Origin of the sequence: Micromonospora sp. NPDC005087, assembly GCF_042872965.1 — a bacterium.
Lineage (GTDB): Bacteria > Actinomycetota > Actinomycetes > Mycobacteriales > Micromonosporaceae > Micromonospora.
Map to the genome: position 1 here is coordinate 101,665 of NZ_JBIALB010000017.1, position 19,124 is coordinate 120,788.

Genomic DNA, 19,124 nt, shown 5'->3' on the forward strand with positions numbered 1-19,124 from the left:
CGGGATGAGCAACCCCTCCCCCGCCGGCGAGGCCCTGATCTGCTCGGCCCGCGGCTGCCGCGCCCCCGCTGTCTGGGCGCTGGAGTGGAACAATCCCCGTCTGCACACCCCCGAACGGCGCAAGACCTGGCTGGCCTGCGACGAGCACCGGGGCAGCCTCGGCGATTTCCTGGACGCACGCGGCTTCCTGCGTGCCGTCAATCCGGTGCCCGGATCGCCTACCCTCGACATGTGAGCGAGCGCAGCGGGCGAACAACTGGGCACAGCGGTGGGACGCCTCGCGCCGCTGCCGCGCGGAACGGATCCCATCGGTGAGCGCGGAGGACCGCGTCGACCCACCGGCCTCCCCCGGCCCCGCCTCCCCGTCCTGGCCGCGCACCGCACCACCGCCGCCACCGCCCGGGGCGTTCCCGGCGCCCGGCACGCTCGGCCCGGATCCCGCCCCGCCCGACGCGTCATCGCCCGCCCCGCTGCCGCCGGCAGCCCTACCGACAGCCGGCGGGTACGACGCCAACCCCCGCCCACCCGACCTGCCGGCGCCCGGCCTGCTGCCCGCCGGCCCGTCGCCCGCCGCCGGCGCAGCGGGTCCGGCCTCCGGCGCACCCGGCCCGCTGTTGACGGACGGGTCCACAGGGCGGGGGCCACTGGAGCCCTGGCCGGACACGGTCCACTGGCAGCCGATCTCCACCGACCTGATCTGGGTGGAGCTGATCCGGCTGGCCGTGGTGCTCGCGATCGGGCTGGCGGTGACGGCGGTCGGCTGGGCACTGAGCGGTCAGGGCCTGTTCGGGCTCGCCCTCACCGCCGTGCTGGTGTTCGGCGCGTGGCGGGCCGTGGCGATCGTCCGCGCGGTCCGGGCCTGGGGTTACGCCGAGCGGGAGGACGACCTGCTGGTCCGGCACGGGCTGCTGGTCCGGCGGCTCTCCATCGTGCCGTATTCCAGGATGCAGTTCGTCGACGTCAGCGCCGGGCCGCTGGAGCGCGCCTTCGACCTGGCCACCGTGCAGTTGCACACGGCGGCGGCGGCGAGCGACGCCCGGGTGCCGGGGCTGCGCCCGGCGGAGGCGTCCCGGCTGCGTGACCGACTCACTGCGCTCGGCGAGGACCGGGCGGAGGGGCTGTGAGCACGCGACCGGTCGACCGCCGGCCGCGCCGGAGGCCGACCCGATGAGCGACCGTCCCGCCGAGCCGGGCACCGGCCCGCCCCGGCCACCCGGCGGCGCGCCCCCCACCGGCCCGCCCCCCGGCGGCGCGGTACCGCCCTACGCGCCCGGCGGCGCGGTGCCCTATGCGGCGGTGCCGCCCGGGGTGCCCTATCCCTGGCCGCTGCCGACGGCGGGTGGCGACGGCGAGCCGCGTCAGCGACTACACCCGCTCAGCCCGCTGTTGCACGGGGCCAAGTCGCTGGTCGTGGTGATCGCCGGGCTGTCCTGGTCGACGCTGTCCCGGGTCGGCTTCGGCTGGTTCGCGGCCATGGTGGTGATACTGGCGCTCGGCGCGACCGTGCTGTCGGTGATCAGCTGGTACAACACCGGCTACCACGTGGTGGGCCGCGAGCTGCGGGTGTACGAGGGGCTGCTCTGGCGGCGTACCCGGGCGATCCCCCTGGAGCGGTTGCAGGCCGTGGAGGTGGTCCGGCCGCTGCTCGCCCAGTTCACCGGCCTGGCCGAGCTGCGGCTCGAGGTGGTCGGCGGGGGCAAGACCGAGGCGCCGCTGGCGTACCTGACGGTGGCCGACGCGGCCCGGCTGCGCGAGCGGCTGCTGGCGCTCGCCGGCCGCGCGTCGCAGCCGCCCGCGCCGGGTCTCACGGCGCCCGGGACAGCGCCGCAGGCCGCGCCGGGCCGCCCGCTGCACGCGGTACGCAACCAGAACCTGCTGGTCAGCCAACTGCTCACCCCGCAGGCGTTCCTGCTCCCGTTCGGCCTGGCGTTCGTCGTGGTGCAGTTCCTCACCGCAGGGTCCTGGTCGTTCGTCGCCGTGGCGAGCACGCTGACCGCGATGGCCGGTGTGCTGCTGCAACCGATCCGCCGGGTCCTCGACGACTGGAACTTCCGGCTGGCCCGCGACGACGGCACGCTGCGGGTGCACAACGGCCTGCTGGAAACCCGGGCGCAGACCGTGCCGCTGGACCGGGTGCAGACCGTACGGGCCACCTGGCCGCTGCTCTGGCGGGTGAAGGGCTGGCTGCGGCTGCGGCTGGAGGTTGCCGGGTACTCCGCCGCCGAGGCCGACGACCGCAACCGGCCGGACCGCCTGCTGCCGGTCGGTGACCTGCCGACCGCGACGATGATCGTCACCGAGGTGCTGCCGGGCGTACGCCTCGACGCGCTGACGCTGAACCCACCGCCGCCCCGGGCCCGCTGGCTGCACCCGCTGGGCCGGGGCGCGCTCGGCGCCGGCCTGTTCGAGCGGGTCTTCGCCACCCGGTCCGGGCTGCTCACCCGGCAGGTGGCGATCGTGCCGTACGCCCGGATCCAGAGCGTGCGGGTGGTGCAGGGGCCGGCGCAGCGCCGGCTCGGGCTGGCCACCGTCCACGCGGACACCGCGGGCGGGTCGGGCGCGGCGGCACAGGACCGGGATCTGGCGGAGGCGTGGGGCCTGGCGGCCGAGCTGACCGCCCGCGCCCACGCCGCCCGCCGCTCCGGCTGACCCGTCCCACCCCGGCCGGGGCCGGACCTGGCGGCGTCAGCGGTCGGCGGGTACCGGCGGCTCGTCGGCGTTGCTCGGCCCGACCGGTGCCGCCTGCCCGCTGGCTGGCCGGCCCGGTGGGTCGGTGGCGCCGTCGGGGCCGGTGACCTGCCCCGGTGGCGGTTGCTCGGCGGCCGGCCCGGGACGACGGGCTCGCAGCGCCGCCCACCCGCGCTCGGCCAGGCCGACCACCAGGAAGGTCAGCCCGACGTACGTCCAGCCGACCAGCACGTCGATCACGTAGTGCTCACCCGAGTAGACCAGGGTGAAGGTCATCGCCAGCGGGTACGCGAGCAGCAGCGGCCACCAGCGGCGGCGGGTGGTATGCAGGAAGAAGAGCACCACGAACAGAGCCCACGCGGTGTGCAGCGACGGCATCGCGGCGACCGGGTTCGAGGCGATCTGGCCGGCGTTGAGCACGTTGCCGGCGCCGTGCATGCCGAACGCCTTCCACCCGCGGGTGGAGATCCGGGCGACCTCGGTGAGCAGCCCGTTCTGCGCGGCCCACCACGGCGGCGCGGCCGGGTAGATGAAGTAGGTGGCCAGGCCGGCGGCGCAGAGGAAACCCCAGCGCCGCATGTACGCCGCCCAGCGTTGCCGGTCCCGCAGCCAGAGCACCGCGGCGGCGGCCAGCGCCACCACGAAGTGGGAGAAGTACACCCAGCTCGCCGCGACGTCGTACCAGTGCAGCTGCGGGTGGTAGAGGTGCTGCTGCAACCAGATGGTGGGCACCTCACCGCCGGTGGCCCAGCCGAACATGAACCGGTCGGCGACGATCAGCTCCATCGCGTGCGGGGTGGCCCCGTTGTCGGCGAACCCCCGGGAGAGGTTGTACGCGGCGAGCAGGAGGACCACCGGCACCCAGTCCCGGGCGAAGCGCAGGTGACTACGCCACGGCCGGTCGCTGTTCCAGGCGATGGTCCCGGCCCAGATCCAGACGAAGGCGTACGCGGGGTCGGTGGGCAGCCCGATGCCCAGCCAGGCGGCCACGAAGGCGACCGCCCAGACTGTCATGGCGACGATGCGCCGACGGCCCCCGTCCGGGGACGCGGGCGGGTCGGTCCGGGCGGGGGGTTGGGGGTCAGTCACGACGGCCATCGCGGTCAAGGTTAACGACGGGTGCGGCATCGACCGACGGCGACCACCCGCCGGGCCGGTCCAGCGGTGGCGCGGCGGGTACGGCCGGATCGCCGGGCGAGTGCTCGGCGGGCTCGGCGAGCACCTAGGCTGGCGACCATGCAGGAGCAGCCCGAGCCGGCCTTCGCGCCGGGTCTGACCGCCCAGGTCGAGTTGACCGTCACCGACGCGGACACCGCCCAGGCGGTCGGTTCCGGGGACGTACCGGTGCTCGGCACCCCCCGGGTGCTCGCGCTGGCCGAGGCGGCCACCGTCGCCGCGACCGCGACGGCGATGCCGTCCGGGTCGACCACCGTGGGGACCCGGGTCGAGCTGGAGCACCTGGCGCCGACCGTGGTCGGCCGGACGGTCCGGGCGCAGGCCCTGCTGGCGGCCGTCGACGGTCGCCGGCTGTCGTTCGAGGTCACCGTCACCGATGGCGGCGAGACGGTGGCCCGGGGTCGGGTGGACCGCATCCTGGTGGACCGGCAACGCTTCGTCGACCGTGCCGGGCGGGCGTCATGACCGGCGGGTTCGTCGAGGTCGCCGACCGGGTGCACCTGCTGCGCGAGCCGCTGCTGCGGGTCAACGTCACCCTGGTCGTCGGCGACGACGAGGCGCTGCTGGTGGACACCCTCTCCTCGGCGGCCCAGGCCACCGAGCTGGCCGCCGCCGTCCGGGCGGTCACCGACCGTCCGCTGACGCTGGTCAACACCCACCACCACTACGACCACTGCTTCGGCAACGCCGTCCTCGCCGGCGACCCGCCCCGCCCGGTGTACGCGCACGCGCTGGCCGCCGCGGCCCTGCGCGAGCAGCCGGAGCGGCTGCGCCGGGAGGCGTACGACGAGGTGCGCGAGGAACATCCGGCGCTGGCCGCCGAGCTGGCCGACACACCGCTGCTCGCCCCGACGCACACCGTGCACACCGAGACGGCACTCGACCTGGGCGGCCGGCGGGTGCTGCTGCGTCACCCCGGGCGGGGGCACACCGACGCCGACCTGGTGGTGCACGTACCCGACGCGGACGTGCTGGTCGCCGGGGACCTGGTGGAGCAGAGCGGCCCGCCCGCCTTCGAGGACTCGTACCCCCTGCGGTGGCCGGACGCGGTCGCCGACCTGCTCCGGCTGACCGGCGTGGGCACGGTGGTGGTGCCGGGCCACGGCGACCCGGTGGACGTGGAGTTCGTCCGCGCCCAGCACGCCGAGCTGGCGAAGCTGGCGTGGCTGATCCGGGCCGGGCACACCGGCGGCGCGCCGCCGGAACGGGTCGCCGCCGAGGCGCCCTTCGGCGCCCGCGCCGCCCTCACCGCCGCCCGCCGCGGCTACATCGAACTCGACGGGAACGCTTAGATCCCGAAGCGGCGTTGGACGTCGGCACGGGTGGGCATGGCGGTGGCGCCGCCGGGTGACTCGCAGACCAGGCCGGCCACCCGCAGGGCGAACCCCACCCGCTCGACCCAGCCCGCCGGGTCGGCCGGCTCGCCGTCGAGGAGCAGATCGGCGATCAACGCGGCCATCACCGAGTCGCCGGCGCCGGTGGCGTCGACCGCGTCGACCCGGGGGGCCGGCACCCGGACCGGGTCGGCGTCGGCGGCGGCCAGCACCGCGCCGGCCGCGCCGAGCGTCACCACGACCGTCGCGGCGCCCAGCTCGCGCAGGTATGCGGCCACCCCCTCGACCGGCTCGCCCGGGTAGAGCAGCTCGGCGTCGGCGGTGCTCAGCTTGACCAGGTGTGCGCCGGCGGCGAACTCGGCCACCACCTCCCGCAGCCCGGCCAGCGCGCCCGGCCCGGGAAGGAGCCGGGGGCGCACGTTCGGGTCGAAGACCCGTAGGCCGGTGGCGAGCCCCCAGGCACGCCGGGCGGCCGCCAGCGTGCTGGGTTGGAGCAGGACGACGGAGCCGCAGTAGAGCACGTCGGCCCCCTCCAGCAGCGCCCGGTCGAGATCCTCGGGGGCGAGCAGGCTGTAGGAGGGCGGCTCCCCGTAGAAGCGGAAGTCGGGTTCCGGGCCGGCGAAGGTCACCACCGCGAGGGTGGTCGGCGCCGGCACGGTGACCGCGCCGGCCAGCCCGACATCGGCCGCGGTCAGGAAGGCGCGAATCCGGCCGGCCAGCACGTCGTCGCCGAGTGAGCCGACGAACTGCGCCGCGCCGCCGAGCCGGGCCACCCCGACGGCGACGTTGAGCGGCGCGCCGCCGATCGCCTGCCGGTAGACCCGCTCGCCGTCCCGCTCGGTGTCGAGCAGATCGACGAGCGCCTCGCCGAGCACCACCGCGTATCCCATGCCGGTCCCTTCGTCCTCGCCAGCCACCGACCGCCCGCCTCGGCGGTCCGCGTGGCACCAGGCTGGCACAGCGCACGACCCGGTGGGCGCCGAAGGCGCAGGTCCGATCGGGCCACTGACGAGGCGTCCGGGGTGCTATCCCGCCTGGTGGATCGGCCCGGCGAGTGCCGTCAGCGGGCGGCCGGTCCCGCCCCAGCGGGCCGCGACGATCTGCGCGGCCACGCTCACCGCGGTCTCCTCCGGGGTACGCCCACCGAGGTCCAGCCCGATCGGCGAGGCCAGGCGAGCGAGCTGCTCCGCGCTGAGCCCTGCCTCGCGCAGCAGCTTGTGCCGCTCGTCGTGGGTGCGCCGCGACCCCATCGCGCCGACGTACGCCAGCGGGTGGCGCAGCGCCAGCGCCAGCAGCGGCACGTCGAACTTCGGGTCGTGGGTCAGCACGCAGACCACCGTCCGCCCGTCGACCCGGCCGGCGTCCAGCTCCGCCCCCAGGTAGCGGTGCGGCCACTGCACCACCACCTCGTCCGCCTCGGGGAAGCGCCGAGCGGTGGCGAAGACCGGACGGGCGTCGCAGACGGTCACCCGGTAGCCGAGGAACGCGCCGATCCTGGCCACCGCGCCGGCGAAGTCGATGGCCCCGAAGACGATCATCCGGGGCGCGGTGGCGTACGCGGTCACGAAGAGGCTCAGGCCGTCGCCTCGGCGCTGCCCGTGGTAGCCGTACCGGAGCATCCCGCTGTGCCCGGCGGCGAGCAGCCCGAGGGCGTCGGCGGTGGCGGCGGCGTCCAGCCGGTCGTCGCCGAGCGAGCCGGTCACCCGCTGCCCGGTCAGCACCAGCCGGCGGCCCAGTCGCCCCGCCGGGTCGGCCGGCACCGCTCCCGGCGGATCGCCGGCGTCGGCCGCCACGCAGGTGACCACCGCCACCGGTTGGCCGGCCCGGCGTGCCGCGTCGACCGCGTCCAGCTCCACGAGGCCGCCGCCGTCGATCCGCTCCACGAACACGTCGAGCTCCCCGCCGCAGGTCAGGCCCGCGGCGTACGCGGCGTCGTCGCTGACTCCGTAGCGGGTCAGCTCGGGGGCGCCGGTGTCGAGCACGTGGCGGGCCCGTTCGTAGAGGTCGGCCTCGACGCAGCCGCCGGAGACGCTGCCGGTGACCGTGCCGTCGGCCGCGACCAGCATGCTGGCGCCGGGCGGCTGCGGCGCGGACCGCCAGGTGGCCACGACGGTGGCCAGGGCGACCGCCTCGCCGGCGCGGCAGCGGCGGTGCAGCTCCTCGAACACGTCGGGCACGTTCCGCCGCCTCTCCGTCTCGCCGCCGCGTCAGCCGGCCGTGCCGGCCAAGCCCGTCGACCTGGTGGCATCGCCAGGAAAGCGGCGAATCAGTCTCATGAGCAGGATATGGTCGATTTCAATTGGAGGGGGTGCGAGTTGGTGAAGTCCTACCAGGCGCTGCGTACCGCGCCGAGCCCCGACCACGCCGTGGTCCGCGGTCCCGGCGCCGTCGAGGTCCACCTCACGGTGAACGGGGAATCCCGGACGACGACCGTCGAGCCACGGGTCAGCCTGCTCGACGCCCTGCGCGACCGGCTCGAACTGACGGGGACCAAGAAGGGCTGCAACCAGGGGGCCTGCGGCGCCTGCACGGTGTGGGTGGACGGACGCCGCGTGCTGTCCTGCCTCACCCTGGCGATCACCTGCGAGAACCGCGAGGTGACCACGATCGAGGGACTGTCCGACGGGGACACCCTGCACCCGGTGCAGCAGGCGTTCCTGGACTGCGACGCCTTCCAGTGCGGCTACTGCACATCCGGGCAGATCATGTCCGCGGTGGCGCTGCTGGCCGAGGGGCACGCCGGCGACGACATGGAGATCCGGGAGTGGATGAGCGGCAACATCTGCCGCTGTGCCGCGTACCCGCACATCCGGGCGGCCGTCCGCCGGGTCCGCGACCAGGGAGGCACCGCCGATGCGGCCCGTTAGCTACTCGCGCGCCACCGACGTCGGCAGCGCGATCGGCGCGGTGAGCGCCGACCCGGAGAGCACCTTCCTGGCCGGTGGCACCACCCAGATCGACCTGCTGCGCATCTACGTCGAGCAGCCGCGCCGCCTCGTCGACATCAACGACCTGCCGCTGAACCGCGTCGAGGAGCTGCCCGGCGGCGGGCTTCGGCTCGGCGGACTGGCCCGGATGAGCGACGTGGCCGAGGAACCGGAGCTGGTGCGCCGTTACCCGATGGTCGCCGAGGCGCTGCTGCTCGGCGCCTCCCCGCAGCTGCGTAACATGGCCACCCTCGGCGGCAACCTGTTGCAGCGGGTGCGGTGCGGCTACTTCCGCGACACCGCGGCGGCCTGCAACAAGCGCGTCCCCGGCAGCGGGTGCAGCGCGATCGAGGGGATCAACCGGGGGCACGCCGTGCTCGGCACCAGCGAGCGCTGCATCGCCACCCATCCGTCCGACCTGGCCGTCGCGCTGGTCGCGCTCGACGCCGTGGTGCAGACCGAGGGACCGGGCGGCCCGCGGAGCATCCCGATCGACGACTTCTTCCTGCTTCCCGGCGAGACCCCGGAGCGGGAACACCCGCTGGCCCACGGCGAGCTGGTGACCGGGATCGACCTGCCGCCGGCACCGGTCGCGGCCACGTCCCGGTACATCAAGATCCGTGATCGCGAGTCGTACGAGTTCGCGCTCGCCTCGGTCGCGGCGGCCATCTCGGTGGGCGGCGGCCAGATCACGGAGGTACGGCTGGCCCTGGGCGGGGTGGCCACCAAACCGTGGCGGGCCCGGGCGGCCGAGCAGGTGCTCGTCGGCGCTCCGGCGACCACCGAGTCGTTCCGCCGGGCGGCGGCGGCCGAGCTGGCGCCGGCGGTGTCGCACGGGATGAACGCCTTCAAGATCGAGCTGACCCGGCGGACGATCGTCCGGGCCCTGGAGCAGCTGACGCAGCGGGAGGTAACGGCATGAGCCCGGCGATCGGCGCGACGCTCAACCGGGTGGACGGGCGCGCCAAGGTACGCGGCGAGGCGCGCTACTCCGCAGAGGTCCCGGTGACCGGCCTGGTCCACGGCGTGCTGGTCGGCGCCACGGTGGCCAGCGGCCGGATCACCGCGATCGACACCGTCGAGGCCGAGCGGGCCGACGGGGTGCTGGCCGTGTTCACCCATCGCAATCTGGACCGGGTCGCCACCGTGCCGAAGCTGCTCCCGTCGCTGGCCGGGCTGGCCGCACCGGGCCAGACCTTCTTCCCGATGCAGGACGAGACGATCCACTACGCCGGTCAGCCCATCGCCCTCGTGGTCGCCGACACCATCGAACGCGCCGAGCACGCGGGCACCCTGATCCGCGTCGAGTACGCCTCCACGCCCGCCATCACCCTGATCGACCAGGCCCGGGACCAGGCGTACGTGCCCGAGCGGATCTTCGGCGGGCTGCTGCCCGGGCACGGGTCCCGTGGTGACGTGGCGAAGGCGCTGGCCGAGGCGGAGGTGTGCGTGGACGCGACGTACCGGTTCGCGCCCAACCACCACAACCCGATCGAGGCGTCCGCCAGCACCGCGGTGTGGGAGGACATCGACCGGTTGACCGTCTACGACTCGACCCAGGGGCCGAACGCCACCCAGTTCACCGTCGCGGCGCTGCTCGGCCTGCCGCCGATCTCGATCCGGGTGGTGAGCCACGCCGTCGGCGGCAGCTTCGGCTCCAAGGCGATGATCTGGCACCACCCGGCGCTGGCCGCGCTCGCCGCCCGGCAGGTTGGCCGGCCGGTGCGGCTGGCGCTGACCCGGGAGCAGATGTTCACCTCCTGCGGGCACCGCGAGGAGCAGGAACAGCGGATCACCCTCGGCGCCCACGCGGACGGTCGGATCACCGCGCTGCGCCACCACAAACTCTCCCTCACCTCCCAGTTCGACGACTGGGCCGAGCCGTCGTTGCAGAGCCCGGCCGTGGCGTACACGAGCCCCCACTACGAGGGGGTCTACCACCTGATCCGGGGCAACACGATCACCCCGACCTTCATGCGCGCCCCCGGTGAGGCGACCGGCATGTTCGCCCTCGAATGCGCGATGGACGAGCTGGCCGAGCGGGTCGGGATCGACCCGCTGGAGCTGCGGCTGCGCAACTGCTCCGACACCGATCCGGAGAGCGGGCACCCCTGGTCCAGCAGCGGGCTGAAGGAGTGCTACCAGCGGGCGTCCGAGCTGTTCGGCTGGTCCGACCGCGACTCCCGGCCCCGGCGCGAGGGCCAGTGGCTGATCGGCAGTGGCATGGCTAGCGCGCTCTACCCGGTGACCCAACCGGTGAACCCGCAGCGAGCCCGGGCCCGGCTCTACAACGACGGCACCGCGGTCGTCGAGGCCGGCGTGTCGGAGTTCGGCACCGGCGTCTACACCGCGATGACCCAGGTCGCGGCGGACGCGCTCGGCCTGCCGGTGGAGCGGGTGCGGTTCGTCGGCGGCAGCAGTGACCTGCCGAACGTCACCGCCGCCGTGGGCTCCACGGGCACCAGCGCGGTCGGTTCCGCCGTACACCTGGCGGTGACCCAGCTTCGCGACGAGCTGATCGGGCGCGCGGTCGCCGACGACCACTCGCCCCTGCACGGCGCGGACCCCGCCGGGGTGGTCGTGCGGGACGGCCGGATGGCGCGGCGCGACCGGCCCGACGTCGGCGAGACGTACGCCGATCTGATGCAGCGCACCCTGACTCCGGACGTGGAGGTGCTCGGCACCTGGACGCCGCCACCGCAGGACGCCGGGTACGGGGTGCACACCTTCGGCGCGCAGATGGCCGAGGTGGCGGTCGACGCCGACCTCGGCGTGGTCCGGGTACGTCGGATGGTCGGGGTGTTCGCGCCGGGCCGGGTGCTCAACCGCAAGACCGCGCACAGCCAGTTGATGGGCGGCATGCTGTGGGGGCTCGGCCAGGCGCTGCTGGAGGCCACCCGGATGGATCCCCGGTCGGGTCGTTGGGCCAACGCCAGCCTCGGCGACTACCTGGTGGCGGTCAACGCGGACGCGCCGGACGTAATGGTGGACACCATCGAGGTGCACGACGAGGTCGTGAACCCGCTCGGGATGAAGGGCGTCGGGGAGATCGGCGTGGTGGGTGCGGCCGCCGCGATCGCCAACGCCGTGCACCACGCAACCGGCCGTCGGCAGTACGAGCTGCCGATCACCCTGGAGAAGCTGCTCTGAAGACGGCCTGACACATCGAGAACTGACTATTGCGTCGCGGCCGGGCGGCATGGTGGGATGACGCGTACCGGGCGGTGCGAGGGCTGCCGCGCCGCCGGTTGCCGGGTTCGTTCGACGCGAGGGCGCCGGTCCACGACAGGGACCGTTGACGGCGCGTGTCCACCGGCCGATCCCCTGCCGGGGCACGCACCGTGATCGTCGCTTCCGCTCCTTGCAGCGGGGCGATCAGGCCACATCCCCACCCGATTGCGGCGGGGCGGCTCGGGCGGCGCGCCTCGCGAGTCAGGAGAACCCGTGAACCGTTCCCGTACGGCCGCGTTGCTCACCGCGGCCGTGACCCTCACCCTCGGCGCCCTCGCCCTGGCGTCCAGTCCGGAGCCGGCCGCCGCGCACGGCGCGGCGATGACCCCCGGCAGCCGCACCTTCCTGTGCTGGCAGGACGGCCTGAGCCAGACCGGCGAGATTAGGCCGAACAACCCGGCGTGCTCCGCGGCCGTGGCGCAGAGCGGCGCGAACTCGCTCTACAACTGGTTCAGCGTGCTGCGCTCCGACGCCGGCGGCCGGACGGTCGGCTTCATCCCGGACGGGCAGCTGTGCAGCGGCGGCAACCCCGGCTACCGGGGCTACGACCTGCCCCGTACCGACTGGCCGTTGACCCACCTGACCGCCGGTGCGCGGTTGGATTTCCGGTACAGCAACTGGGCGCACCACCCGGGCACGTTCTACTTCTACGTGACCAAGAACAGCTGGAGCCCGACGCGGGCGCTGGCGTGGAGTGACCTTGAGGAGCAGCCGTTCCTGACGGTGACCAACCCGCCGCAGCGCGGCGGGGTCGGCACCAACGAGGGGCACTACTACTTCAGCGGCAACCTGCCGTCGGGCAAGAGCGGCAGGCACATCGTCTACTCCCGCTGGGTGCGCTCGGACTCGCAGGAGAACTTCTTCGGCTGCTCCGACGTGACCTTCGACGGCGGCAACGGCCAGGTGACCGGGGTGGGTCCGGGCGGCACCCCGCCGCCGAACCCGACCACTCCCCCGCCGAACCCGACCACCCCGCCGCCGAACCCGACGACTCCCCCACCGAACCCGACCACCCCGCCGCCGCACGGCGGTGACTGCATGGCGGTCTACAAGGTCGTCAGCGCGTGGCCGGGCGGCTTCCAGGGCGAAGTCATGATCATGAATCACGGCAGTACGCCGTTCAACGGCTGGACCGCCAGCTGGACCTGGCCCAGCGGGCAGTCGATCAGTCAGATCTGGAACGCCACCCAGACCTCGTCCGGTTCCTCGGTGACAGCCACCAACGTCGCACACGACGGCACGGTCGCACCGGAGGGCACCACGACCTTCGGCTTCCTGGGCAGCACCACAGGCACCAACACCCTGCCCACGGTCAGCTGCGCCCGCCGCTGACCCCGCGGACCGGGCGGGCCGCTGGCGCGGACCGAAGAACCGGGGTGTTAAGAAGGGCCCCCTGCTATGCAGAATGCGATAACAGGGGGCCCAACCTTACCGGTCAGCGGACCATGGAGCCCACGACCGGCTTCGTCAGCAGGGCGGACTGGTTGCGCTGAATGCCCGGGTCGAGGGTCTTGGCCACGAAGATGGCGTGCCAGATGCAGAAGATCAACACCGTCCACACCTTGCGGGAGTGGTCGGCCTCCTCCCGCTTGTGCTCGTCGAGCAGCCGCAGCGCGTACGACAGGTCGAGCAGGTCGCCGGCACCCGAGGTGCTCAGCACGTGCCGGGCCCACTCGTACATCTCGCCGCGCAGCCAGACCCGGGTGGGGGTCGGGAAGCCCAGCTTCTTGCGGTTGACGATGGCCGGCGGGACGACGCCCTGCAACGCCTGGCGCATCGCGTACTTCGTGGCGTCGGAGCGCGGCGGCAGCTTGAGGTCCACCGGGATCTTCGCCGCGACGTCGAACACCGGGCGGTCGAGGAACGGCACCCGCACCTCCAGCGAGTGGGCCATCGAGATCCGGTCGGCCTTGACCAGGATGTCCCCGCGCAGCCAGGTGTAGAGGTCGACGTACTGCATCTTGGTGACGTCGTCCAGCTCCGTGCACTCCGCGTAGATCGGGGCGGTCACGTCGGTGTAGCGCACCGAGGGGTCGTAGCGGCGCATGAGCTGCTGCTTCTCCTCCTCGGTGAACATCCGGGCGTTGCCGTAGTAGCGCTCCTCGATCGGGGTGGTGCCGCGCTCCAGGAAGCTCTTGCCCTTGACCCCCTGCGGGATCGCCTTGGAGACCGCGCGCAGGCCCTTCTGCACCCCGCCGGGCAGGCCGTTGACCGTGCCCAGCGACAGTGGCTCCCGGTAGATCGTGTAGCCACCGAAGAACTCGTCGGCCCCCTCACCGGACAGCACCACGGTGACGTGCTCGGCGGCCTTCTTCGCCACGAAGTAGAGCGGCACCAGCGCCGGGTCGGCCACCGGGTCGTCCAGGTGCCAGACGATCTTCGGCAGCGCGTCGATCATGTCCTGCGGACCGATCTTGGTGGGGATCGTGGTGACGTCCAGGTGCCGGGCCGAATCCTGGGCGACGTCGATCTCCGAATAGCCCGGCACGTCGTAGCCGACGGTGAAGGTGAGGATGTTCGGGTTGAACTCCCGCGCCAGCGCGACCACCGCGGTGGAGTCGATGCCGCTGGACAGGAACGAGCCGACCGGCACGTCGGAGCGCATGTGCATGCGCACGCTCTCCCGCAACGTCTCCCGGATCTCGTGGTACAGCTTCTGCTCGTCGTCGACCGCCGCCGGCCGGAACACCGGCCGGTACCACCGACGTACGTCGATCCGCCCGCCCGGGGTCCAGGTCAGGTACTCCCCGGAGCCGATCCGGTTGATGCCCTTGTGCAGGGTGCCGGGCTCGGGGACGTACTGCAGGGTCAGGTAGTGGCTGAGGTTGGCCGCGTCGACGCCCGCGTCGCCCTGGTAGCTGCTGTGCGCGAACGGCAGCAGCGCCTTCTTCTCCGAGGCCAGGTAGAGCCCGTCGGCGGTCTCCAGGTAGTGCATCGGCTTGATGCCAAAGTAGTCGCGGGCACCGAAGGCGCGCCGCTCCTGCCGGTCCCAGATGACGAAGGCGAACATGCCGCGCAACCGGGTGAGCACCTGCTCGCCCCAGAAGTGGTAGCCGGCGACGATCACCTCGCCGTCACCGGCGGTGGCGAACTGGGCGCCGAAGTCCCGGATCAGCTCGTCGCGCAGCTCGATGTAGTTGTAGATCTCACCGTTGAAGGTGAGCAGGTAACGACCGTTCGCGTAGGGCAACGGCTCGTGGCTCGACGCGACGTCGATGATGGCGAGCCGCTTGTGGGCGAACACTCCGTCCGCGTACCGGCCGGAGGCGTCGCCGACCACCTCGACCCCTGTCTCGTCGGGGCCGCGGTGGTGCAGGCATTCCAACGCTCCGGCGATGTGGTCGCGGTGCGCGGCGGCGTTGCCGTTCGCGCTGAAGAAGGCCAGGAGTCCGCACATGGTGGTCATCTTCCCACGCGCGCCGGGGGCCCGTCGCAGCCGTCCAACGATCCGGAGCGCTCCCGGCCGGCGCCACCGCGAACCGGGCGCGCGGTACCGTCGGGACCAGCAATGACACGGAGGGAGCGGCGCAATGACCGAGGGACGCACCGACGGTACGCCGACGGACGGTACAGAATCGCATGATCCGGACTTCCCGGAGGCGTTCCTGTCCTTCATGCGGCAGGGCTGGCGGGACAGCGCGCTCCCGGTGGCGCCCCGGCCGGAGGCCCCCAACTACGCCAAGCGGCGGGCCGCGCTCTCGGCGGCCTTCCCCGGCGAGACGCTGGTCATCCCGACCGGCGCGGAGAAGGTCCGGGCCAACGACACCGGCTACCCGTTCCGGCCGGGCAGTGACTTCGCCTACCTGACCGGCGACCACGACCCGGACAGCGTGCTGGTGCTGCGCCCGAACGGCTCCGGGCACGACGCCACGCTGTACATGCGGCCCCGCTCGTCGCGGGAGACCGACGAGTTCTTCCGCAGCCGGCACGGCGAGCTGTGGGTGGGCCGACGGCACACGCTCAGCGAGAAGTCCACCGAGCTGGGCCTGCCCACCGCCGACCTGACCGGCCTGGAGGCGACGCTGGCCGACCTGCGCCCGGGGCGGACCCGGGTGCTGCGCGGCTTCGACGCCCAGGTGGACGCGGCGGTCCGCCCGTACGACGGGGTGCGCGCCGAGGGGCAGCCGCCCCGCGACCGGGAGCTGGCGATCGCCATCTCGGAGCAGAAGCTCGTCAAGGACGAGTGGGAGATCGGCCAGCTCCAGGACGCGATCGACGCCACGGTGCGCGGCTTCGAGGACGTGGCCCGGATCCTGCCGGCCGACCGCGCCGTCTCGGAGCGGCTGCTGGAGGGGATCTTCGCGCTGCGGGCCCGGCACGACGGCAACGACGTCGGGTACAGCTCCATCGTCGGCGCCGGCGAGCACGCCACGATCCTGCACTGGGTGCACAACCACGGCGCGACCCGGCCGGGCGAGCTGCTGCTGATGGACATGGGTGTCGAGGGCCACAACCTCTACACCGCCGACGTGACCCGGGTGCTGCCGGTGAGCGGACGGTTCACCGCCCTGCAACGCCAGGTCTACGACATCGTGTACGCGTCCCAGCAGGCCGGCATCGAGGCCATCCGGCCCGGGGTGAAGTTCAAGGACGTCCACCTGACCTGCATGCGGGTGCTCGCTGAGGGCCTGTCGGAGCTGGGCCTGTTGCCGGTGAGCGTGGACGAGGCGATGGACGAGAAGTCCTCGGTCTACCGGCGGTGGACGCTGCACGGCTTCGGCCACATGCTCGGCATCGACGTGCACGACTGCTCGAACGCCCGCAAGGAGACGTACCGCGACGGCACGCTGGGCGAGGGCTACGTGCTCACCGTCGAGCCGGGACTCTACTTCCAGCCGGAGGACGAGCTGGTCCCCGCCGAGCTGCGGGGCGTCGGCATCCGGATCGAGGACGACGTGCTGGTGACCGCCACCGGCGCGATGAACCTGTCGGCCGGGCTGCCGCGTACGGCGGACGAGGTGGAGACCTGGCTGGCCGCGCAGCGGGAGGCCGGTCCGCGCCTGCCCGTCTGACCCCGCACGAACAACAACGGCGAGCCTCGCCGCCGGCGTCAGCGACGTATCTCGTCGTGAGGACGCCAGCGGTGGGGCCCGCCGTCATTTGCGCTACTCTCGCCCGTCCCGGCCACCTCGGGCAGTGCAACCGCACCCCCAGCCAACCGCGGAGTGCGCCGGGTGGAGCCTGCCCGACCATCACCGTCGACCCTCCGCGGCCGCCGCGCGAGCTTTGCGCCGCCCGCCACCTCCTCGGCGTTCCCGCGAGCTTTCCCCCCCTTTCCACGTCCTGGTGGCATCCGTCAGCTTTCCGCCGCCGGCCGCGTTCCCCGCCACCGGTCATGCCCGGCCGGCACCGGCCGTCCCCCTTCCTGCCGTCCGCGTCCCCGCGTGCCTTATGTGGGACTTCTTCGGATACGCACGCATAGTGAACAAGTCTCCCATACGGTGTTGTTTGGCAGCTACAACCGATTTGTAGCGGAGGCCGCCTCGCCACGGCGAAGCGACCTTGTCGGTACAAGGAGAGGGCAGAGAGCTCCGATGTCCAACAACCTTCGCAACAACGATGACGCGGCGCACGACAAGAACTCACCGTTCCGCCGGCGTCGGCTCTGGCTGGTCACCGCCGTCGCCGGCCTCGCAGGGGCGGTCAGCCTCACGGGCGTCGCCTACGCCACCACAGGCGTGACCGGTTCACACCGGCTGACCGACGTCAAGTGGTCGACCGCCCAGCTTGTCGGCGACGATGACCAGGCCAAGGACCAGGTAAAGGACGACAAGGGCAAGGACGACAAGGGCAAGGACGACAAGGGCAAGGACGACAAGGACAAGGACGACAAGGACGACCGCGATCGCGTCCGGGAGGTGGAGTGCGACGACGATGCCCTCGTCGAGGCCCTCGACCTGGCCAACCGTGACGACGGCGGCACCCTGAAGCTGGCCAAGGACTGCACCTACGAGCTCGACCAGCACGACAAGAAGTCCGAGGCGGGCCTGCCGACGATCAAGCAGGAAATCACCATCGAGGGCAACGGCGCGACGATCAAGCGGGAAGCCGAGGAGGGCTTCCGGATCTTCCGCGTCGCCAACGGCGGTGACCTGACGCTGAAGGACGTCGAGGTCCGCAACGGCGCCGCCGGCGAAGACCGCAAGGACGACAAGCGCAAGGAGCCGCCGAAGAAGGCGGTTCCCGGTAACCAGTCCGGGACCGGTGGGGGCGCGCCTGCCCCGGCACCTGCGCTGGCGGAGCCCGCAGCCGCCCCGGCCGCGAAGCCCGCAGCCGCCACTGCCGCGAAGCCCGCAGCCGCCACTGCCGCGAAGCCCGCAGCCGCCACTGCCGCGAAGCCGGCGGCCGCCACTGCCGTGGAGCCCGCAGCCGCCCCGGCCGTGGAGCCCGCAGCCGCCCCGGCCGTGGAGCCCGCAGCCACCGCGAAGCCGGCGGCCACCGCGACGAAGCCAGCCGAGAACGGCTGGCACGGTGAGGAGTCCGGCGAGGACAAGAAGGACTGGGAGTCCGGCAAGGACTGGGAGTCTGGCAAGGACGACAAGGAGCACGAGGGCGACGGTGGTGGCCTGCTGGTCGAGCGGGGCGGCGAGGCGCACCTGGTGAACACCAAGTTCTTCCTCAACAGCGCCGAGAACAACGGCGGCGCGGTCGCCAACTTCGGCCGGCTTGACGTCGAGAGCAGCACCTTCGACAACAACCACGCCGGAAAGGACGGCGGCGCCATCTTCAACGCCGGTGTCCTCAAGGTCTCCGGGTCCCGCGACGGCAAGGGCGGCGAGTCCCGCATCACCAACAACACCGCCGGCAACGACGGTGGCGGCGTCGCCAACGGCCACGGCGACAAGGACAAGAAGAAGGACGAGCACGGCAAGGACAACCTCAGCAGCGACGGCCGTCACGACGACAACAACGACGACAAGAAGGCCGGCACCGTCACGATCGAGAAGACCCTGATCGAGGGCAACACCGCCAAGAAGAACGGCGGCGGCCTGTCCAGCAACGACGGCTTCGTCGAGGTCAGCTGGACGTTCGTCAAGAACAACACCGCCGGCGAGAACGGCGGCGGCATCGCGGCCGTCGACACCGTCCTGACGGTCAAGAACAGCAACATCGAGAAGAACAAGGCCCACAAGGACGGCGGCGGCATCTACAACGTCAGCAGCGAGGACGACAAGAAGCGCAACACCGTCCTGTCGAACGGCGGCAAGGACAAGGACGAGGAGAACCGCGCCACCGCCACCGTCACCGAAAGCGAGATCCTCGAGAACAGCGCCGGCCGCTTCGGCGGCGGCATCTTCAACGGCGAGCCGTTCGAGGACAAGCACAATGGTGGCGGCATGTCCGGCCCGGCCGCTTGGCAGGGCTCCGGGTCCAACCACAAGGACCACGAGGACGACGCGGCCACCCTGGTCCTGCGTGACAGCAAGATCAAGGAGAACTTCGCCGGCAAGAACGGCGGAGGCATCTACAACAACGAAGGCAAGGTGACCCTGACCAACACCAAGGTCACCAAGAACAAGGCCGACAACGGCAACGAGGACAAGGACAAGGGCAAGCACGACAAGGGGATCGCCGGCGGCATCTTCAACAACGATGGCAAGGTCAAGCTCGACGACGACTCCACCGTCACCGACAACGACCCCACCAACTGCGCCAACACCGTCGAGGACTGCTTCAACTGAGCAACGCGACAGGGAAACAGCGACGGAAAAGGTCGGCCCCCTGCCACCGGAGGTGGCAGGGGGCCGCACCCTGCGAACTAGGGTCT

At 72.6% G+C, this 19,124-nt stretch carries 15 protein-coding genes; 11 read left to right on the plus strand and 4 right to left on the minus strand.

The window, feature by feature from the left end; genetic code table 11:
• Positions 1-4 precede the first annotated feature (4 nt).
• The 3 genes from ACFYPS_RS29730 (at position 5) to ACFYPS_RS29740 (ending at position 2,649) form a co-directional block, all read left to right on the plus strand.
• On the plus strand, positions 5-235 hold the full coding sequence (locus ACFYPS_RS29730) for a hypothetical protein (RefSeq protein ID WP_354967497.1): 231 nt from the start codon (positions 5-7) through the stop codon (positions 233-235).
• A 313-nt stretch (positions 236-548) separates the two neighbouring features.
• On the plus strand, positions 549-1,124 hold the full coding sequence (locus ACFYPS_RS29735) for a PH domain-containing protein (RefSeq protein ID WP_387328707.1): 576 nt from the start codon (positions 549-551) through the stop codon (positions 1,122-1,124).
• Positions 1,125-1,167: 43 nt separating this feature from the next.
• Positions 1,168-2,649, plus strand: coding sequence for a PH domain-containing protein (locus ACFYPS_RS29740; RefSeq protein WP_387328681.1), 1,482 nt, complete (start codon positions 1,168-1,170; stop codon positions 2,647-2,649).
• A 36-nt stretch (positions 2,650-2,685) separates the two neighbouring features.
• Here the strand turns inward: ACFYPS_RS29740 and ACFYPS_RS29745 are convergent, their stop codons facing one another.
• Positions 2,686-3,786: a phosphatase PAP2 family protein gene (locus ACFYPS_RS29745; RefSeq protein WP_354967496.1), complete on the minus strand. Its 1,101-nt coding sequence runs from the start codon at positions 3,784-3,786 to the stop codon at positions 2,686-2,688.
• Between the two features lie 138 nt (positions 3,787-3,924).
• On the opposite strand from ACFYPS_RS29745, the gene ACFYPS_RS29750 reads away from it, so the two are divergent.
• Positions 3,925-4,329: a hotdog domain-containing protein gene (locus ACFYPS_RS29750; protein WP_354967495.1), complete on the plus strand. Its 405-nt coding sequence runs from the start codon at positions 3,925-3,927 to the stop codon at positions 4,327-4,329.
• Positions 4,326-5,156: an MBL fold metallo-hydrolase gene (locus tag ACFYPS_RS29755; protein WP_354967494.1), complete on the plus strand. Its 831-nt coding sequence runs from the start codon at positions 4,326-4,328 to the stop codon at positions 5,154-5,156. Before ACFYPS_RS29750 ends, ACFYPS_RS29755 begins: the two co-directional genes overlap by 4 nt.
• Here the strand turns inward: ACFYPS_RS29755 and ACFYPS_RS29760 are convergent.
• Together ACFYPS_RS29760 and ACFYPS_RS29765 are read right to left on the minus strand one after the other, a co-directional pair.
• Entirely contained in the window at positions 5,153-6,088 is a 936-nt protein-coding gene (locus ACFYPS_RS29760; protein WP_354967493.1) for a carbohydrate kinase, read from the minus strand. The two genes, ACFYPS_RS29755 and ACFYPS_RS29760, sit on opposite strands and share 4 nt — an antisense overlap.
• A 135-nt stretch (positions 6,089-6,223) precedes the next feature.
• Positions 6,224-7,375 (minus strand): XdhC/CoxI family protein, encoded by a 1,152-nt coding sequence (locus ACFYPS_RS29765; protein WP_354967492.1) that lies wholly within the window; start codon positions 7,373-7,375, stop codon positions 6,224-6,226.
• A gap of 189 nt (positions 7,376-7,564) precedes the next feature.
• Between ACFYPS_RS29765 and ACFYPS_RS29770 the strand changes: the two genes are divergently transcribed.
• From ACFYPS_RS29770 to ACFYPS_RS29785, 4 genes are all read left to right on the plus strand, one after another.
• Positions 7,565-8,065 carry a (2Fe-2S)-binding protein gene (locus tag ACFYPS_RS29770; RefSeq protein WP_354967578.1) on the plus strand — a complete coding sequence of 167 codons (501 nt, stop codon included), beginning with the start codon at positions 7,565-7,567 and terminating at the stop codon, positions 8,063-8,065.
• Complete coding sequence (locus ACFYPS_RS29775) at positions 8,052-9,047, plus strand: xanthine dehydrogenase family protein subunit M (protein WP_354967491.1); 996 nt, start codon at positions 8,052-8,054, stop codon at positions 9,045-9,047. The genes ACFYPS_RS29770 and ACFYPS_RS29775 overlap by 14 nt, the downstream gene beginning before the upstream one ends.
• Positions 9,044-11,275, plus strand: coding sequence for a xanthine dehydrogenase family protein molybdopterin-binding subunit (locus ACFYPS_RS29780; protein ID WP_387328688.1), 2,232 nt, complete (start codon positions 9,044-9,046; stop codon positions 11,273-11,275). Before ACFYPS_RS29775 ends, ACFYPS_RS29780 begins: the two co-directional genes overlap by 4 nt.
• 294 nt (positions 11,276-11,569) lie before the next feature.
• Positions 11,570-12,688 (plus strand): lytic polysaccharide monooxygenase, encoded by a 1,119-nt coding sequence (locus ACFYPS_RS29785; RefSeq protein WP_354967489.1) that lies wholly within the window; start codon positions 11,570-11,572, stop codon positions 12,686-12,688.
• A 103-nt stretch (positions 12,689-12,791) separates the two neighbouring features.
• On the opposite strand, the gene asnB is transcribed toward ACFYPS_RS29785, so the two are convergent.
• Positions 12,792-14,753, minus strand: coding sequence for an asparagine synthase (glutamine-hydrolyzing) (gene asnB, locus ACFYPS_RS29790; protein WP_354967488.1), 1,962 nt, complete (start codon positions 14,751-14,753; stop codon positions 12,792-12,794).
• Between the two features lie 133 nt (positions 14,754-14,886).
• Here asnB and ACFYPS_RS29795 point away from each other — a divergent pair, with 133 nt between their 5' ends.
• A complete protein-coding gene (locus ACFYPS_RS29795; RefSeq protein WP_354967487.1) occupies positions 14,887-16,368 on the plus strand; it encodes an aminopeptidase P family protein in 1,482 nt (493 codons plus the stop codon).
• A 162-nt stretch (positions 16,369-16,530) separates the two neighbouring features.
• Complete coding sequence (locus tag ACFYPS_RS29800) at positions 16,531-19,038, plus strand: hypothetical protein (RefSeq protein WP_387328692.1); 2,508 nt, start codon at positions 16,531-16,533, stop codon at positions 19,036-19,038.
• The last annotated feature ends 86 nt before the right edge of the window (positions 19,039-19,124 follow it).

What these genes read in the sequence shown, in the direction of transcription:
- ACFYPS_RS29730 (WP_354967497.1), top strand. Translation starts at nt 5, where the DNA reads ATGAGCAACCCCTCCCCCGCCGGCGAGGCCCTGATCTGCTCGGCCCGC.
- ACFYPS_RS29775 (WP_354967491.1), top strand. Translation starts at nt 8,052, where the DNA reads ATGCGGCCCGTTAGCTACTCGCGCGCCACCGACGTCGGCAGCGCGATC.
- ACFYPS_RS29795 (WP_354967487.1), top strand. Translation starts at nt 14,887, where the DNA reads ATGACCGAGGGACGCACCGACGGTACGCCGACGGACGGTACAGAATCG.
- ACFYPS_RS29780 (WP_387328688.1), top strand. Translation starts at nt 9,044, where the DNA reads ATGAGCCCGGCGATCGGCGCGACGCTCAACCGGGTGGACGGGCGCGCC.
- ACFYPS_RS29755 (WP_354967494.1), top strand. Translation starts at nt 4,326, where the DNA reads ATGACCGGCGGGTTCGTCGAGGTCGCCGACCGGGTGCACCTGCTGCGC.
- asnB (WP_354967488.1), bottom strand. Translation starts at nt 14,753, where the DNA reads ATGTGCGGACTCCTGGCCTTCTTCAGCGCGAACGGCAACGCCGCCGCG.
- ACFYPS_RS29745 (WP_354967496.1), bottom strand. Translation starts at nt 3,786, where the DNA reads ATGGCCGTCGTGACTGACCCCCAACCCCCCGCCCGGACCGACCCGCCC.
- ACFYPS_RS29750 (WP_354967495.1), top strand. Translation starts at nt 3,925, where the DNA reads ATGCAGGAGCAGCCCGAGCCGGCCTTCGCGCCGGGTCTGACCGCCCAG.
- ACFYPS_RS29760 (WP_354967493.1), bottom strand. Translation starts at nt 6,088, where the DNA reads ATGGGATACGCGGTGGTGCTCGGCGAGGCGCTCGTCGATCTGCTCGAC.
- ACFYPS_RS29740 (WP_387328681.1), top strand. Translation starts at nt 1,168, where the DNA reads ATGAGCGACCGTCCCGCCGAGCCGGGCACCGGCCCGCCCCGGCCACCC.